Origin of the sequence: Hoyosella subflava DQS3-9A1 (assembly GCF_000214175.1) — a bacterium.
GTDB classification, from domain to species: Bacteria; Actinomycetota; Actinomycetes; order Mycobacteriales; family Mycobacteriaceae; genus Hoyosella; species Hoyosella subflava.
Genome location: NC_015564.1, coordinates 2,285,337 through 2,302,326 on the forward strand (window position 1 = coordinate 2,285,337; position 16,990 = coordinate 2,302,326).

Sequence of the window (16,990 nt, forward strand, 5' to 3'; positions counted from 1 at the left end):
AAGCTCTTGAATAACAATCAAGAAGGAGTTAACCTAGGTCAAGCCGCTCTTGATCGACGTTCAAGAACAACATCGAAGGAATCAGAATGAGTAGTTACACCCGCGAGGACGTCACGTTCGACTCTCACGGCACTTCGTGTGCAGCCTGGCTGTACCGCCCGGCTGGCGTCGAGAACCCGCCCATCGTCGTCATGGCGCACGGGTTTGCCGCCATTCGGGCGCTGCGCCTGGACGCCTATGCGGCTCGATTCGCCGAGGCGGGATACGCCGTGCTGGTCTTCGATTACCGCGGTTGGGGTGACAGCTCCGGTGAGCCGCGGCGGGTGCTGGACATTGGTGCCCAGCAGCAGGACTGGCGCGCCGGCGTTGCCTACGCTCGCAGCATCGAGGGCGTCGACACTACGCGCGTGGTGGCGTGGGGTTCCTCGTTCGGCGGCGGGCACGCACTGCATCTGGCCGCCGTAGACCACGACCTGGCCGCCGTCATCGCTCAGGTGCCGCACATCAGCGGGCCGGCTTCGGCGTTCGCGCGCTCCCCGCAGATGATCGCCCGTCTGATCGGAGCCGGCGTGCGCGATCAGCTCGGGGCTCTTATTGGGCGCGAGCCGCACCGGCTGTCGGCTGTCGGTGAGCCGGGCAGCGTCGCGATGATGACGTCACCAGACGCGCTGCCCATGGCCGAGCGACTAGCCGGCGATCGATACGAGGAACTCCTCGGAGAGAACGACGTCGCCGCCCGCATCGCCTTGCGCGTGCCGTTCTACTCTCCGGGCCGCAGCGCCCACAAGATCACCGCTCCGACGTTGGTGCAGATCGCTAAGCACGACATCGTCACTCCGTTCGATGTCGCGATGAAGGCGGCCCGTCGCATCCCCAAGGGTGAGATCCGTACCTACGATTGCCAGCACTTCGAGCCTTACCTCGAGCCTCACTTCGACACGGTCGTCGCTGACCAGCTCGCTTTTCTCGCCACTCATGTCCCGCCGGTCCCGGACTTGGCATGAGCGGGCAGTCATACCGCCTGTCCGTCCTCGACTCGACTTTCCTGCGAATCGAGAGCAGTGACACTCCGATGCACGTCGGAATGCTGATGGAGTTCACCATCCCGCAGTCTGCAGGGCCCGGGTTCGTCGCCGCCGTCGTTGCCGAGCTGCGCGAGCAGCGGCCACTGCGTCGCCCGTTCAACCAGGTGCTCCTGGGTGGTCCGGTCTCGCGGCTTGTTCCCGCGGCGCGCACGATCGAGACGCTCGACATGGAGTACCACGTCCGGCATACTGCACTGCCACGCCGCTTCGCGATCTACGTCAAGATTCACCACGCGCTCACCAGAGTAAACGGGATTCGGCTCGCAACGGATCAGTTGGCAGTGACCCCGGATGGCACGTGGTTCGCTCCGTGGCAGCAGGCTCCGCCGTCCGTGGGGAAGGGCCGGCGGGTGAAGGCGGATCGAACCCAGGTTGCGCCGCACCAGGCTGTCGGTTCGTTCGTCCGTGGGCTGGCGAGCCTCCGGCGCAAGGACGCAGCCGGTGAGCCCGTCCGGGTTCCGTTCGAGGCGCCTTCTTCTGTGCTCAACACGCCCGTAACCAACGCTCGCCGGGTCGCGACCCAGCAGCTCGACTTGGATCGGGTCAAGGCGGTCGGCAAGCGTTCTGGCGTCTCTGTGAACGATGTCTTTCTTGCTGCCTGTGGAGATGCGTTGCGCCGCTACCTCATCGATCACGACGGCCTGCCCGAGTGTTCGCTGGTTGCCGGAGTCCCCGTGAGCCTGCGTGAGGAGGGGCAGGAGGGAGGCAACGCCGTCGGCTTCGTTTGGTCAGTATTGGGCACCGACATCGCTGGCCCCGTCGAGCGCCTCGCAGCAGTGCACCGGTCTATGAAGGTGGCCAAAGACCACCTGAGGACAGTGGCTCCGTCGGTGCGACCAGCTTTCACGCTCATGACCATGGTGCTACCAGTCGTCGTCCTCCTGACTGGGCAGGGAGCCCGTATCAAGCGGCCGTCCATGAACGTCACCATCCTGGGGGAGGCGCTCGATGCCCTCGCGGCCGAAGTAGACACCAGATGGGCGAGGTCGGTGCCGCCGTTACCGGCGCAGGCCGGGGGATCGGGCTCGCGGATGAGCGCATTGAAGCTGGCCAAGCGCGGACAACCCATTCGCCTCACCGACACGACGACCGACCTGTACAGACGGCCGACGCCAATGGCGGGCCTGAATCCACTCACTCCCGAACTGGAGCAGACATGAATAAGAAGACAGTCGTCATAACCGGAGCCACCGCCGGAATCGGCCGAGCCACAGCACTGCGCTTCGCTCGCGCGGGCTACTGCGTTGCGGCTTATGGACGTAACCAGTCCGCCCTCGACTCGCTGCGTCTCGAGCTAGGACCGGACGGCATCGCGGAGCGGCTCGACGTCCGCGACGCCGAAGCCTGGCGGATCCGGCTCGAGGAATTGGCCGTCGTCAGCGGCGGGCGACTGGATGTGCTGGTCAACAACGCCGGCGTGCTCGCCTCCGGGCCGTTCGCCGAGATCCCTCTTGAGGAGCAGCAAGCGATTCTCGACATCAACGTTGGCGGAATGATCAATGGTTGTCATATCGCGTACCCGTACCTACGGACGACGCCAGGTGCCAAGGTGATCAATCTGGCCTCGGCATCTGCGATATACGGGCAGCCCGAGCTCGCCACGTATTCCGCCACCAAGTTTGCCATCCGGGGACTTACCGAGGCGCTCGAGCTCGAATGGGCCAAGGACGACATCAAGGTCAGCGCGGTGTGGCCGCTCTTCGTCGACACCGGGATGGTCGATGGCGTCGACATCGCCAGCACCAGGAACCTTGGCGTTTCGCTCACCACCGACGATGTCGCCGACACCATCCTCGCGGTCGCTGAGAGCCGGTCCCGGCTGCCGCACAGGGTGCACCGGGCTGTCGGCCGGCAAGCCCAGGGACTCATGACCCTGGCCAGCGTGGCTCCGGGATGGCTCATTCGCGAGATCAACAAGCGGGTCGCGCATTCCTGACCCTCAAGCCATTTGCAGAGTCATTAGGCCGACCACGGCAAAAGAACGTTGCTTCTTTCGCCGTTGGACGGATTGGTCGACAGAAGTTCGAGTGCAGCGGAACCGCTCGGACATTCGTCACTGTGACAGATAAGTACTAATCAAAGGCCGAGCAAAATGGGTGAGTGGTGGCACGTCATTGGCGTATGTCCGCGAGCAGCCAGGCCTCGTTCGGCACTGGTCGGCGCGAGAGCGGAACAGAGATAACTTTCGCCTTGGCGCGTTGGCCGAGTTGAGTCTGCGCTCGATCTTGCAACGGCTGAAGGATCTAAATACGTCACCGTGACGTAAAGGCAGGTTAGGTCGAGCGGGGCGTAAAAGCGGTTGAGTTTGCGTTAGCCGGATCAAGAGACCGCGTTCCGAGAAACGTTGGAGCCGGCTGGGGCGTTCCCGGGAACGTTCCCGCCTGCCGACGCCGAATGCGCATTACCCACGGGCTGCGCGCCAGGCGGGTTCGGTCGGCGGGGCGTCGAACCGTTCGGCGATTGAACGAGTTGCGCGAAATGCCAGCTCATTAAAGTACCGATAATCTACATTATGTCAGGTAAAAGTCTGCGTATCGTGTCGGAACACCGACATCGTCGAGGCCGCACGCGCCCGGCGCCCGCTGCCCAGAACGGTGCGGCCCGTTCACAACGAAACTCTCGCCTCATTCCTGCGCCGTCTCGCTGCCGCCAACCGCCTCGACCCCGAAGCCCTGCGGATCTTCGCGACCGGCGCAAGGCCGCCGCGATCAATGCAGAGACCCTCGCAAGGCTCAGCGGCCAACCGGCCCGCACCCTGCGCCACGCCCTCCCCGACCTCACCCACGCCGGACCTGGCGAGCCCCACCCGCACTGCCCGGCACGACACCGCCTCGTCGTGCGCGCCTGCAGTCACTGCGCCGCCCACCGCGCCGGTGCAGAACAAGTCTGGCGCTACGCCTACTACGAAGACATCATCTGCGTCCGTCACAAACGCTGGCTCACCACGCAATACACCTGCGCCACGAACCCCGTGAACCTGGCCAGCCAGCCCGGCATCCTCGCCGCGAACACCCGGCACCGGCGGCTGATCAGACGCCACGGCCCCGCCGCCACGGCCCCGCCGCCGCGGACACCGCCTACCGTAACGCCACCGACATCTGCCAGCGGTGGCACGACAGACAAGACCACAACGAGAGATACCACTACTACATGGGCATCTTCCACCCCGGGATCAGGACGGTGTCCTCGCTGGATCCGAGAATCGGCGCGTCACTGTATCCCCAAACCGTCTCGCTCACACGGCTACTCGCCTCGCCGTACTGGCACTCACTGCCAGCACAATCCAGCCACGCCAAGCACGCCTTCATCCGCGAGGTCCGCGCGACAGTCGCACCCAACTACCGCTGGAAGCCCAAAGCTACTACGGCACAGGAGATCCACTCGTCGAGTACTACCTCCACCGCGACACAGCGTCACCGCGAGCCCCCGAAACAACGAACGAACCACCGCCGCAACGGCATTCGCAGACCAGGCGAAACCACCGAACCAGGGCCCGTGCCTCAACTAACTTGAGACAGGACACCTCTCTCCGGCGGGGCTTGGGCGCATTACCGCGGTGTTGCGAACTGCGCCTGCATGGGTGGTTGCTGCAGGTCGCTTGTTGAGCGTGTGTGATCGGAGGATCGCCGGAGCGTCCATCGGTCCGGTCCGGTCGATGGCCAATTCCGCCTTTCCGGCGTCGATGATCTCCACTTCGCCCCACTTGGTTCATTCGACAATCGTCTTCGAGCGTGCAGGTGCGTCCTTTTTCTCTCGCCGTCGTCTGTACGAGGCAAGCGGGAACAACCCCGCTCACTCCTCCGAAAGGAACACAGATGAAAGTTCGGTCATCAATCCGCAAGACCATTACAGCCATCGCGCTGGCGGGCGCACTCGCCGGCCTCGGCGCTGGGGCGGCGCAGGCGGCGCCCATGGAACGCGATCACGCCAGGTACTGCGCCAAGGTGTGGAGCGACTACGACTACACGGCGAAAACGTTCGTCACGACTTACGACAAGTACGGGCCGAATAACGTCCTCACCTTGCAGGCCGCGAGCAACTATGAACGCGCGTACAACACACTCGTCAACTCGGGTTGCTAGTCGTCGGGGTCGGGGCGGCTCCGCGCGATGATCATGTGGGGTGTCGAGCTGCCGATCAGCACTGCTGCCGCGACCAGGGAGAACCCCGCAAAGGCGAGCTGCTGGGGGTCGGCGCCGAGGTCGAGCAGAACGAGCGAGGCACCGCCGAGGTAGACCATCGGCACCCACATGAGAATCTGCGTTGCCGCCAGCCCGGCTGCAGATGCGGGCACGCCTTCAGGACTCCCGGCGCCGACGACGTTTCAGGCCGACTTCTCAGGAAGTACGACGAGATCGAATACGCAGGGTTACCAGTAAACGATATCGAGTCGAGGCTTGATTTCTGAGGCCAGGTTGACGCTGACCCGGCTAAACCTCGGCCGAGGTTTCCCGCGCCGCGATCTTGTTGGATTCCATCCAACGATCGATATGTCCCATCGTCGTGGGCAGAGCCGCGCCGAAAAGGACCATATGGTCGGACGCGGGGATCTCGATGTAGGTCGCGTTGGCGTATTTCTTAGCCGTCGCTCGGCCGATCGCCGGCACCACAACGCGGTCAAGCTCGCCTCCAACAACCAAGACCGGCCCCTTGACCGCATCAAAGTTCACTCGCGCGGCCTTTCGACGGTCGAGCCATGGCAAGGCCATTTCACAGTAGGCGCGACCTGACTCGCACACGAGTTCGGCAAACATATCTCGAGCCACCTCTGGCGGCTGGGTGTTGGCGCAGCCCCACTCCCACCCCTCCCACTCCGGAAACAGCGGCTTGGCCCAGGGGCGAGGCTGCGCGAAATGCCTGGCGAACAGGCGGAGCATCGAGGGATAGAGATTGAAGATGCCAGCCGCGGGAGCGGGGCACGCTGCCACTACCCCGACGTGGGGGGTGCGCGCAGCGACGAGTTGGACCAGCAGTCCGCCGAGTGAAGCCCCGACGAGCAGTGGCGGAGAATCGAGCGACTCACACAATTCGACGAGGTCGTCGGTGTAATCGGTGAGGCTGACGGTGGCGACTTGGGTAGATCCGGCGAGCAGCGGTAACTCGTGGTGGCGGAGGGTCGGCGTGTGCACGACGAAACCGCGCTCCTCGAACGCAGCGCGTGCTTCGACCCAGAAGCTTCCACTGCCCCAGGTGCCATGCACGATAACGACGTGTTTGGTGTTGGTCATGACTCAAACATATCCGAATCGTTCGATTCGTACAAACATTGAAAGAATCGTTCGATTCGTTAACTGATCCGCGGTAGGATCGCGACGTGGCCAACTCCGGTGATGTTGTTGATGGGCGGACTGCGCGGTGGGCTCACCGCCGGGATGAGTTGTTTACCGCTGCCATGGAGTACGTCCTCGACCACGGCGTTGCGGACCTGACTTTGCGTCCCCTCGCCGACGGTATCGGCGTCACGATCACGACGCTGATTCGGCAGTTCGGGTCGAAGGATGAGCTGGTCATGGCCATCAATAGGGAGATTCACGATCAGCTGCTGGCTGACCTGCGCGAAGATCCCGAACTAGCTCACGCTGGACCGATCGAGGTCCTGAGCAAACTATGGAACCGCTGGCTAGATCCCTCGAAGCGGCGGGAGTACGGCTTGCTGTTCGAGTTATACGCTTTGGCGTTACGAGCTCCGCTGGAGTACCGCTGGTTCCTCGATTCCGTGGTTCGGGACTGGCTGCGGCCGATCGAGGAGGCACTCCTCGCACTCGGATATACGCACGACCGCGCGCGAACGACCGCGACAATCGTGCTTGCATTAGTACGTGGATTGCACCTCGACCTAGCGGCGACGGACGATAGTGAGCGGGTCAACGCCGCATTTGAACACGCCATCAGCCTCCTCACTGTCGGCCTGAGGGGGGCGACGTAGCCGACTGCATCGGCCCGCCCATTTCGCCCTCTTCATCTGCTGACACGTTTCTCGAAAGCGCGTCGTCACCGACTGAATACGACCGGATCGAACATGCAGCGGTACCGGCAAGACCGACATCAACCTGTTCCTCGAGTACGCCACGTCCCCCGCGTACGACCGTTCACCCTCACCGAACTTCAACAGTTCTTCGACCTCGCTGATCTCGAACCCGAACGAATACTGAACTCCGGCCGCAAAGGCGCTCTCACAGCCTGGCGGGACGCTTTCGCGTTCAAAGTCCGGAGCATGGTCACGGGGAATCATTTCGGACCAGTCTTGTGGGACTGGGCACATCTCTGTCAACCCCCATGTTGCGGTCGAGGTACCGGGCCATCAGCTCCCAGTACACCATCAGCAACCCCATCATCGCGGCGGTGGCGGCTGCAGCAGGGACGGCTCGGTGTCGATGGGCCGCGATCATCGCAGTGATTCCGGCTGCGGTCGCGGCGGCGTCGACGGCCATGGCGGTGTCCATGGGCAGTTGTTCGATCCACAGTTCCTCGCCGAGGATCGCCCGTGTCGACCACGCCCGGTCGTGTGCGGGTTTGCCGAACACGACCGGATTGATCGCCATCCATGCGCCGACGAGCGCCGCGTCGCGCCAGCTGTGTCGCCAAGCCGGGATCAGCATCAGCGGGGCACTTGCCCAGCGCGTCCAGGCGCTCCACGGGTTACTATGCCGCGCAAACACCGCCCGCTTGGCCTGTCGCCAGTCCATCGTCACGTCACCTTCCTACCCTTGCTGCCATTTCGGTGGCGTCCGGGACTACTGCCAGTCCACCGCTTGAATGCGCGGGAAAAGGCCGCTCCGTCGTTGTATCCGAGCCGTACTGCCACCTCTGCCACCGTGAGCTGGCCATTTCCAAGCATCTCAATGGCGAGGGTAGATCTGACTTCGTCGACCAGGTCCCGAAAGGAAACTCCCTCCATGGTCAGCTTCCGGCGTAGAGTCCGTTCCTCCATATGAAGCTGACTGGCGATCTCGTCCATTCCGGGCGGATCGTCAAGCCTTGCGAGCACCTTCCCCCTGACCTGCGCAGCAAGTCCGCGTCGACTCTGGCGACGTTCGAGCAATTGTGCGCACTGCTCCTGCCAGCGTTGCGTGGTGACTGGATCGCCTTGCTGCGTCCGTTCATCGAGCAGTTTCCGGGTGAAGACAAGCGCGTGATTAGCGCGTCCGCTCAGCACCGTGCGTCGCGGCGCCAACCGCTGCAGTGCCGACGCTCGATCGTCGCCGAACACGGTCTCGATGTGGAACCCCGGACGAGAACCGACGATCTCCTGCTCAAGGGCAAGGATTTTCGCTAGCTCGCGTTCGACGAAGAACGAGCGCACGTCTTCGGGGATCTCCTGTGCGTCGTAGATCACGCGCCCATGGGTTTCGTCTTCCTCGTAGATCGGTCGGATGAAAGCAAAAGAGAGCGCGGCGTAGCGGGTGCCGAGTTTTGCGAGGTCACGCACCGTTGGGCTGGTGATCATGGTGAAGCCCCACAAGCCGAGACTCCCCAGGGTGTATCGGCTACCCGCGCGAACTCCGAGGCCGGGACGATCGCCAAGGATTCGAAGCAAATTTCGGGCAATAGACATTTCTTGCCCGGCTTCGATCTCGGTTTCCGGGTCGTCCAGATCAGCGCGATGCAGGCCTGATCCGGCGAGCATCTTCATAGACGCGACGCCGTACTCCTCGCCGAGATCGACCAGGATGCGAGCGGCAGTCGCGGTGCGGGTGTGATCCCACCACGGCGCAGATGGCGTTTTCATGAGTCCGGAAATGACATTACACCGTCCGATATGCACATAGTTCACCAGACGCAGCACCCATACCTTCATGTGACCAGCACAAACAGGAGGTATGAACATGGTTACGACGCCCGCATCGGCCCCGCAGAAGCGGGCACCTCGCATCGCGATCATCGGCGCCGGCATGTCAGGCGTCGGCATGGCGATTAGGCTCCGGCAGGCCGGAATCGACTCTTTTCACATCTACGAACGGCGCAGCGATCTCGGTGGAACGTGGTTTGCGAACACCTACCCAGGCCTCGCCTGCGATGTGCCCTCACGTAACTATCAGTACACCTTCGCGCCTAACCCGGACTGGTCGCAGCTCCATTGCTCGGGCTCGGAAATCTGGCAATACTTCGACGATCTAGGCGAGAAATACCGACTTCGCGATTCGGCGTCATTCGACACCGAGGTCACAGAAGCGCGCTGGGAAGATGGCCGCTGGATCGTGATGACCGACCGCGGAGATGTCGCCGAGTACGACTTCGTCATTTCCGCGACCGGCGTCCTGGTCCGTACTCGAACACCGCACATTCCCGGACTCGAAACCTTCGCCGGCGACCGATTCCACTCCGCCGAATGGGACCACTCCGTGGATGTCGCAGGCAAGCGTATCGGCGTCATCGGAACCGGGTCGACCGGCTTGCAGCTGACGAAAGCCCTTGCGCCAATAGCATCCTCGTTCGAGTTGTATCAACGCACACCGCAGTGGATCCTGCCGTGGAAGAACTTCACCTACCCGAAGGTCATTCGAGCGATCCACCGACGTTGGCCCGAGCTTTTCAAGTTCGAGGGCCGTGCTTGGGACCAGATCACGGTAAAGCCATACGGAAATGCCATGATTCGCGACGGCTGGCAGCGCCGAATGATCAGTGGCGCCTGCCGTTTGCATCTGCGAACCATCCGCGATCCCGAGTTGCGCAAACGTTTCACCCCCGACTATCAGCCCGGATGCAAGCGGCTGGTGATCGGTAGCGGCTTCTACAAGCTGTTCCAGCGCGACAACGTCGATCTCGTCGATACCGCCATCGTGCGGATCGAGCCCGACGGGATCGTCACTGCCGACGGCAAGCTCCACGAACTCGACGTTCTCGTGATGGCAACCGGGTTCGACACCCAGCTGTATCTGCGTCCGATGGAGCTCATCGGCGCCGACGGCACCAAACTCTCCCAACTCTGGGACTCGCGGGTTCACGGGTACCGATCGGTAGCACTTCCCGGCTTTCCGAACCTCTTCACCCTCATCGGCCCGCAGTCACCCTTCGGGAACCAGTCCCTGTTCGGAGTCGCCGAAACACAGATCGAGTTCGCGATGAACCGCATCCACGAATGGACCGAGGGACTGTTCGACTCGATGTCGCCCACCACCGACGCCACCGAGAGGTTCAACCAGGAAGTTCGCAAAGCAATGCCCGAAACCATCTGGGTGACCGGGGGATGCGACAGCTGGTACATGGGCCCGGATGGAACGCCCACCATCTGGCCGTGGAGCATCGCCCGCCATAAGGAGATGCTTGCCGCGATCGATCACAGCGACTGGGCCATTGACCGCGAGACGTCGGTTAACGGCGCGAAATCCACAGCATCGGATCGACTGTGACCACGTTGACTTACACGCGCTGCGGCGAGGGTGACCCACTCGTTCTTATTCACGGCACTGGCGGCCGACTCGGAGTGTGGGACCCGATCGCTCCGGCTTTGGCGAATCACTTTGACGTCATTGCCATCGACTTGCCCGGGTGCGGTGGGACACCGGCCCTATCGAATCCGTCCATTCAATCGCTGACTGACTCAGTCGCCGAGTTCATCGCAGAACTCGGGGTGGACGCGCATATTGCCGGAAACTCGATCGGCGGATCCATCGCGTTGGAATTAGGCAGACGAGGGCTAGCTCGATCGGTAACTGCGTTCTCACCGGCCGGATTCTGGTCCTTCCCTGGTGACGTGTGGTTTCAAGCGGCCATGCGCAGCCTTCACGCACTCGGCGCGGCGCTCCGACCAGGACTGCCGGCCCTACTGCGTGCGGTCCCCACGCGTTCGCTCCTGTTCGGACTCGTGATCGGAAGACCGGGACAGCTGGACCCCCGTGTTGCTCTCGACGACGCGGAGGCCGTGCTGGACACTGTCGGATTCTCGACGCTGATGACCTCACTGCGTGGGTATCGCCAGCACCCACAGTATGTCGCCGACAGAATCCCGGTGACTATTGCATGGGGAAGCCGTGATCGGTTGCTCATCTACCGACCGCAGAGTCGCCGAGCGCAACGACAACTACCGCACGCGCAGCACGTCGTCCTCGACAAGTGCGGGCACATCCCCTTCAACGACGATCCCGCTCGCTGCGCAGCACCGATTCTCAACCAGCTCGTGTCCAGCGAGACGAGCAGTCCCCTAGCGAAGAAAGACTGACCAATGGTCATACAGATGCCTACGATACAGCGCGGAGTCGCTCCACACGCTCCGCATCGCCCGCCCGAGATCGTGATCGAGCGGCTGACCCGCCATGGTGGCAGCGGCCCGACGGTGAAAAAGTTTGCGCCCGGAACCGGGGCGGAATATGCCCGCCTCCGACATGCGACGGCCGACGACGTCGAAGGCGCGTTTGTCACAGCAAGACAAGCGCAAAAGGCATGGGCTGCCACTCCCGCGAAGGAACGCGTCAAACCGTTCATCCGGTTTCACGACCGTGTGCTGCAGGACGAAGTCGTACTCGATCTCATCCAGACCGAGAACGGTAAGGCGCGGAGCTCGGCCTTCGAGGAAGTACTCGACGTGGCGGGTGTGGCGCTGTACTACGCGCGCCGCGCTCCCAAGATTCTCGAACCGCATAAGCGTTCGGGTGCGGTCCCACTAGCAACGCGGACGACCGAACGGCGCCATCCGAAAGGCGTCGTCGGTGTGATCTCGCCGTGGAACGCTCCCCTCGCCCTGGGCATCTGCGACATCATCCCGGCCCTGCTCGCCGGCAATGCCGTGGTGCATAAGCCGGATTCGCAGACGGCATTGACGGCGCTCTACGCACGGGAACTCTTGGTGTCGTCGGGCTTGGATCCCGCGTTGTGGCAAATCATTGTGGGCGACTCCGGAACGGTGGGTGCCCCGCTGATAGATCGAGCGGACCACATTTGCTTCACCGGCTCGACTGCGGGGGGACGCAAAATCGCCGCGGGCGCGGCACAGCGCCTCATCAGCTGCACGCTTGAACTGGGTGGCAAGAACCCGATGATCGTGCTCGGCGACGCGGATATCGCCAAGGCCGCAGCAGGTGCTGTCCGGGCGTGCTTCGGGCACGGCGGACAGCTCTGCCTCGCGATCGAACGGATCTACGTTTCTTCGGCCAAGTACCAGGAATTCGTCGAGAACTTCGTCCGCAATACTGCCGAACTCCGACTCGGCGACGCGCTGGATTTCTCCTTCGACATCGGTAGCTTGACCAACCAGAGCCAACTCGATACCGCCAAACGTCACGTCGCCGACGCTGTCGCCAAGGGTGCCCGCATTCTCAGCGGCGGTAGGACCCGTCCCGATCTCGGGCCGTACTTCTTCGAACCGACCATCCTGGAAAACGTCACACCCGAGATGGACGTGTGCGCCGAGGAGACCTTTGGACCGGTCGTCTCGGTCTATCCGTTCGACACCGAGGAAGACGCGATCGGGCTCGCCAACGCCACGGAGTTCGGCCTCAACGCGAGCGTATGGAGCCGTGATATCAAGCGCGCCAACGAAGTTGGTTCGCGGGTGATGGCCGGGACAGTCAATGTCAACGAAGGGTACGGGTCGGCATACGCGTCGGCTGATGCACCGATGGGCGGGATGAAGGCGTCGGGTCTCGGTCGGCGCCACGGTGAACACGGATTGCTCGAATACACCGAGGCCCAGACGATTGCCAGCCAGCACGTCATTGGTTTCGACAAGCCACCGTTCCTGACCGCCCGCCAAAACGTCAAGCTCCTCACGCGCACGTACCAACTCATGAAAGCGCTTCGAATCAAATGACATCACTTCATGGACAAACCATCGCCATCACGGGGGCGGCACGTGGGATTGGATTCGCCACCGCACGGGCGTTGCTCCTCAGTGGCGCCAAGGTCGCAATCAGCGATATCGATGAGGCCGAGCTCAAACGTGCCGCAACCGAACTCGGTGTCACCTGCTACGCCCGCCTAGACGTGACTGATGCGGACGCCTTCGCGGCCTTCCTCGACTACGCCGAATCGGAGCTCGGGCCCATCACCGGGATCGTCAACAATGCCGGGATCATGCCGACAGGCGGTCTACTCGAAGAGCAGGCGAGCCTCGCCCGACGGGTTCTCGAGATCAACACACTCGGTGTCATCAACGGCACGAAGGCTGCTCTGCAGCGGATGGTTCCACGTCGACGCGGTCATGTCGTGAACATGGCGTCCACGATGGGCGAAGCCCCGGTGCCCGGCCTAGCTACCTACAACGCGAGCAAGGCCGCGGCCATCATTTTCACCGACGCGGCACGACTGGAGTTCAGATCCAGTGGCATCAAGTTCTCCACGGTCCTTCCTGGTGGCGTCAACACCGGTCTAGCCGACGGCGTCGACGCGAGCATCTCGGTGCCTCTTCCGTTCGGACGCAGCATCCCCATCGTGAAACATGTCGAGCCGGAAGAGGTTGCCCGCGCGGTCGTGCGCGCGCTGGCTTCCGGAAAATCGCATCGGCGAATCCACGTTCCTCGGTCCTTCGGAGTACTCCTGCGTTCGGGCGGACTGCTACCCATTTGCATGAACGAAGCGCTTCAACGATCCCTCGGTGCGCACAAGAAGATTCTCCAAAGTTCCGACCCAGCCAAGCGTGCGCGTTACCTCGCCCGTGTGCGGTCGACGTAATCACCAACCAAGGTCAAAAACCAAGATCAATCAGAGAGAACCAGACCCATGACCACTACACTTTGCGACGCCTTTCAGCGCACCGCCATCGTCGACCCGCACGCCGTCGCACTCCGCACTCCCGGCGACACTGCGACTCTGACCTGGGGCCAATACGCCGCACAGGTCCGTGACATCTCCGCTGGACTCGCCGGTTTGGGAATCGGCCGCGGGGACACGGTCGCACTCATGATGTCCAACCGGATCGAGTTCTATCCGATCGAGGTCGGCGCGCAGCATGTCGGCGCCACCAGCTTCTCGGTGTACAACTCTCTTGCCGCCGAGCAACTCACCTACATCTTCAACAACGCCGGCAACCGAATCGTATTCTGCGAAGAGCAGTACATCGAACGCATCCAGGCTAGTGGTGCCCCTATAGACCACATCGTGTGCATCGATGCAGACGTACCGGGCACTCTGTCGCTGTCCGAGATGGTCGGCAATGCGCCGACCGATTTCGATTTCGAAACCACCTGGCGGACCGTGCAACCCGATGATGTCGCCACCCTCATCTACACATCCGGAACAACGGGCAATCCCAAGGGCGTCGAAACTACGCATGCGAACCTCATGTACGAGGCTCGCGCATTCAGCGAGGTGCTCGATATTGGCTTCGGGGATCGGATCACATCGTTTCTTCCCTCGGCCCACATTGCCGACCGGTTCACGGCTCTATACCTACAGGAGACTGCCGGCACTCAAATAACGGTCGTCGCAGACCCGAAGGCCATCGCCGCCGCCCTTCCCGATTGCCGCCCTACCATCTGGGGCGCGGTCCCAAGAGTGTGGGAAAAGCTCAAAGCAGCAATCGAATTCGGAGTCGCCAACGAGGTCGACGCCACTAAGCGGAACGCTCTGCAATGGGCGCTGTCGGTCGCACATCGAAAGGCCGACGCAGAGTTGGCGGGTGAGCCGATTTCCGCAGAGCTCGCCACGGAGTGGGCCCGAGCCGATGAACTCGTACTGTCCAAGCTGCGTGCAAAGATCGGCCTTGATCAGGTGCGATGGGCACTGTCGGGCGCTGCGCCGATTCCCGCGGCCACGCTCGCCTTCTTCACGGGATTGGGCATCCCGATCGCTGAGATCTGGGGAATGTCCGAGTTGAGCTGCGTGTGTACCGTCAGCCATCCACGGGATGCGAAGCTCGGGACCGTCGGAAAAATCCTGCCCGGCATGGAGTTCCGTATCGCCGATGACGGCGAGTTTCTCGTTCGAGGACCTCTGGTGATGAAGGGCTACCGGAAGGAACCGGAGAAGACTGCCGAGGCGATCGACGGCGACGGCTGGCTGCACACCGGAGACATCCTCACCGTCGACGACGACGGGTATTTCCGGGTGGTTGATCGTAAGAAAGAGATCATCATCAACGCCGCGGGTAAGAACATGTCTCCCGCGAACATCGAGAACACCATCAAAGCGAACACTCCCCTGGCCGGCGTCGTGGCCGCCATCGGCGACGGCCGACCATTCAACACAGCACTGATCGTTCTCGACATTGAGACAGCCGCCGCATACGCGGCTCAACGCGGAATCGATGGGTCCGCAGCATCGCTCGCCACGGACCCCGACGTCGTCGCGAAGGTCAGCGTCGGCGTCCAAGCAGCCAACTCGAAACTGTCGAGAGTCGAACAGATCAAACGGTTCCGCATCCTGCCCAGATTCTGGGAGCCGGGCGGCGACGAGGTGACCCTGACGATGAAGTTGCGGCGCAAGCCCGTGGCCGAACGCTACGCGGCGGAAATCGACGAAATGTACGCCGGCGCGGTACCCACGCACGTGTTGCAGGCACAAACGCCAGTGACCGCGTAGTTCAACGGTCGGACAGAAAGAAGAGACGCAACCATGCCAAAAGCCAATCTCGCAGATCGAGTTTTCCTCACCGCCGACAGTGAAGAGACTCCCCAGCATGTGGCCTGCCTCGCCACCTTCATAATCCCCGACGACGCGCCCGGCGACTACGTCCGCCGGCTCGCCGACCGCCTCCGAGCGCAGGCAACATTTGCCAGTCCCTTCAACTACAGACTTCGACGAGTTGCCCTCCGAAAGGTTGCCCCTACCTGGCAGATCGTGCCCGATGACCAGATCGACATCGACTACCACTTCAGGCATTCGGCGCTGCCCGCGCCGGGTGGAGAGCGCGAATTGGGGGTGCTGATCTCACGTCTGCATTCCAGACCACTGGACCCGACACGACCGCTCTGGGAGTACCACCTGATCGAGGGACTGGATCGAAACCGGTTCGCACTCTATTTCAAGGTGCACCATGCGCTCATCGACGGAGTCGGGGGTGTCAAGCGCATGCAGCAAACACTTACCAGTGACCCCAGATCGGACGAGGCGCCGGCATTGTGGACGATCGGACCGAGAGTGCGGAATCCACGCGCGGCGGCCAATGCCGCACGTGGACAGCGCATTCGCCGCGCCATGCGAGCCACTCGCGAAGGCGCTCTCACCGCGGCAGGGCTGGCGAAGGCCGCTGTGCGGCTCGTGGCGCTGGCACAGAGAAACTCCGAGTCGGATGTTGCTGTGCCGTTCGTCGCTCCCCAGTCGGTGATCAACCGGAGAATCGGCCGGCAACGTCGGGTCGCGACCCAACTCATCGAATTCGACCTGGTCCGCCAGATCGCTTCCGCGAGTGGGGTCAAGATCAACGACGTTTTTCTCGCTGCGTGCGCCGGAGGGCTACGCCGCTACCTTCACGAACTCGACGCATTGCCCGACAAGTCACTTACCGCGGGGACACCGGTCAACATTCGAATCGACGGTGACGATACGACCACCAACGCGTTCAGCATGGTCGTCGTGAAGCTTGGCACCGAAATTGCCGACCCGCTTGTCAGATTGCGGGCCATCGCCCGTTCGAACGACGCCGCAAAAGACGAACTGCGACGGTTACCCAAGACGTTGCAGAAACTCTATCCATCGCTGTTCATGGCGCCGTTCGTCGGACAGAATCTGGTCGGAATCGGGGGCCGCACCAACCCGCCGTACAACGTCTCGATTTCGAACGTGCCCGGACCGCTCGAACCGAAGTACCTCGCTGGCGCGCGGATGGAAGCGATGTACCCGCTGGCGCTGCTGTACCACGGCGTCGGACTGTTTGTCGCACTGTTCGCCGCGTCCGGACGATTGGGCGTCGGCTTTGTCGGAGACCGAGACGGCCTCCCCCATCTGCAGCGCCTGGCCGTTTACACCGGGGACGCGATGGACGAGCTCGCAGACGCGGTCGGGGTCACCGCACGGGCCCTGACTCGGTGAGC

General features: G+C 62.6%; 17 protein-coding genes. 12 read left to right on the top strand and 5 right to left on the bottom strand.

The annotated features are described in order from the left end of the window. Positions 1 to 86 precede the first annotated feature (86 nt). The 3 genes from AS9A_RS10695 to AS9A_RS10705 are packed head-to-tail and all read left to right on the top strand — an operon-like array spanning position 87 to position 3,021. Positions 87 to 1,004, top strand: coding sequence for an alpha/beta hydrolase (locus AS9A_RS10695; RefSeq protein ID WP_013807010.1), 918 nt, complete (start codon positions 87 to 89; stop codon positions 1,002 to 1,004). Then, the gene (locus AS9A_RS10700; RefSeq protein ID WP_013807011.1) at positions 1,001 to 2,245 is read left to right on the top strand and encodes a wax ester/triacylglycerol synthase domain-containing protein; all 1,245 of its coding nucleotides are present in this window, start codon (positions 1,001 to 1,003) and stop codon (positions 2,243 to 2,245) included. Before AS9A_RS10695 ends, AS9A_RS10700 begins: the two co-directional genes overlap by 4 nt. Next, positions 2,242 to 3,021 (top strand): SDR family oxidoreductase, encoded by a 780-nt coding sequence (locus AS9A_RS10705; protein WP_013807012.1) that lies wholly within the window; start codon positions 2,242 to 2,244, stop codon positions 3,019 to 3,021. The genes AS9A_RS10700 and AS9A_RS10705 overlap by 4 nt, the downstream gene beginning before the upstream one ends. A 669-nt stretch (positions 3,022 to 3,690) precedes the next feature. On the opposite strand, the gene AS9A_RS10710 is transcribed toward AS9A_RS10705, so the two are convergent. Beyond that, on the bottom strand, positions 3,691 to 4,125 hold the full coding sequence (locus AS9A_RS10710) for a hypothetical protein (RefSeq protein ID WP_148262444.1): 435 nt from the start codon (positions 4,123 to 4,125) through the stop codon (positions 3,691 to 3,693). 110 nt (positions 4,126 to 4,235) lie between these two features. Here AS9A_RS10710 and AS9A_RS23835 point away from each other — a divergent pair, with 110 nt between their 5' ends. Both AS9A_RS23835 and AS9A_RS10725 read left to right on the top strand, forming a co-directional pair. Further along, positions 4,236 to 4,598, top strand: a complete 363-nt coding sequence (locus AS9A_RS23835; RefSeq protein WP_148262445.1) for a hypothetical protein — start codon at positions 4,236 to 4,238, stop codon at positions 4,596 to 4,598. A 302-nt stretch (positions 4,599 to 4,900) separates the two neighbouring features. After that, a complete protein-coding gene (locus AS9A_RS10725; RefSeq protein ID WP_013807015.1) occupies positions 4,901 to 5,167 on the top strand; it encodes a hypothetical protein in 267 nt (88 codons plus the stop codon). Here AS9A_RS10725 and AS9A_RS10730 read toward each other — a convergent pair. Beyond that, positions 5,164 to 5,379, bottom strand: a complete 216-nt coding sequence (locus AS9A_RS10730; RefSeq protein WP_013807016.1) for a hypothetical protein — start codon at positions 5,377 to 5,379, stop codon at positions 5,164 to 5,166. The two genes, AS9A_RS10725 and AS9A_RS10730, sit on opposite strands and share 4 nt — an antisense overlap. Before the next feature lie 136 nt (positions 5,380 to 5,515). Then, the gene (locus tag AS9A_RS10735; protein ID WP_013807017.1) at positions 5,516 to 6,313 is read right to left on the bottom strand and encodes an alpha/beta hydrolase; all 798 of its coding nucleotides are present in this window, start codon (positions 6,311 to 6,313) and stop codon (positions 5,516 to 5,518) included. An 86-nt stretch (positions 6,314 to 6,399) separates the two neighbouring features. Here AS9A_RS10735 and AS9A_RS10740 point away from each other — a divergent pair, with 86 nt between their 5' ends. After that, the gene (locus AS9A_RS10740; protein WP_013807018.1) at positions 6,400 to 7,011 is read left to right on the top strand and encodes a TetR/AcrR family transcriptional regulator; all 612 of its coding nucleotides are present in this window, start codon (positions 6,400 to 6,402) and stop codon (positions 7,009 to 7,011) included. 292 nt (positions 7,012 to 7,303) lie between these two features. Here AS9A_RS10740 and AS9A_RS10745 read toward each other — a convergent pair whose 3' ends face one another. Next, on the bottom strand, positions 7,304 to 7,771 hold the full coding sequence (locus tag AS9A_RS10745; protein ID WP_041451027.1) for a DUF6653 family protein: 468 nt from the start codon (positions 7,769 to 7,771) through the stop codon (positions 7,304 to 7,306). A gap of 2 nt (positions 7,772 to 7,773) precedes the next feature. After that, a complete protein-coding gene (locus AS9A_RS10750; RefSeq protein WP_237707911.1) occupies positions 7,774 to 8,883 on the bottom strand; it encodes a helix-turn-helix domain-containing protein in 1,110 nt (369 codons plus the stop codon). A gap of 28 nt (positions 8,884 to 8,911) precedes the next feature. On the opposite strand from AS9A_RS10750, the gene AS9A_RS10755 reads away from it, so the two are divergent. Genes AS9A_RS10755 through AS9A_RS10780 form a run of 6 tightly spaced genes read left to right on the top strand, consistent with a single transcriptional unit; the run spans position 8,912 to position 16,988 of the window. Next, on the top strand, positions 8,912 to 10,435 hold the full coding sequence (locus tag AS9A_RS10755) for a flavin-containing monooxygenase (RefSeq protein ID WP_013807021.1): 1,524 nt from the start codon (positions 8,912 to 8,914) through the stop codon (positions 10,433 to 10,435). Further along, positions 10,432 to 11,244, top strand: coding sequence for an alpha/beta fold hydrolase (locus AS9A_RS10760; RefSeq protein WP_013807022.1), 813 nt, complete (start codon positions 10,432 to 10,434; stop codon positions 11,242 to 11,244). Before AS9A_RS10755 ends, AS9A_RS10760 begins: the two co-directional genes overlap by 4 nt. Positions 11,245 to 11,259: 15 nt before the next feature. Continuing rightward, positions 11,260 to 12,831 carry a succinic semialdehyde dehydrogenase gene (locus AS9A_RS10765; protein WP_041451810.1) on the top strand — a complete coding sequence of 524 codons (1,572 nt, stop codon included), beginning with the start codon at positions 11,260 to 11,262 and terminating at the stop codon, positions 12,829 to 12,831. Continuing rightward, positions 12,828 to 13,691 (top strand): SDR family oxidoreductase, encoded by an 864-nt coding sequence (locus AS9A_RS10770; RefSeq protein ID WP_013807024.1) that lies wholly within the window; start codon positions 12,828 to 12,830, stop codon positions 13,689 to 13,691. The genes AS9A_RS10765 and AS9A_RS10770 overlap by 4 nt, the downstream gene beginning before the upstream one ends. A gap of 48 nt (positions 13,692 to 13,739) precedes the next feature. After that, a complete protein-coding gene (gene fadD11 / locus AS9A_RS10775) occupies positions 13,740 to 15,539 on the top strand; it encodes a fatty acid--CoA ligase FadD11 (RefSeq protein WP_013807025.1) in 1,800 nt (599 codons plus the stop codon). A gap of 33 nt (positions 15,540 to 15,572) precedes the next feature. Beyond that, a complete protein-coding gene (locus AS9A_RS10780; protein ID WP_013807026.1) occupies positions 15,573 to 16,988 on the top strand; it encodes a WS/DGAT/MGAT family O-acyltransferase in 1,416 nt (471 codons plus the stop codon). Positions 16,989 to 16,990 lie beyond the last annotated feature (2 nt).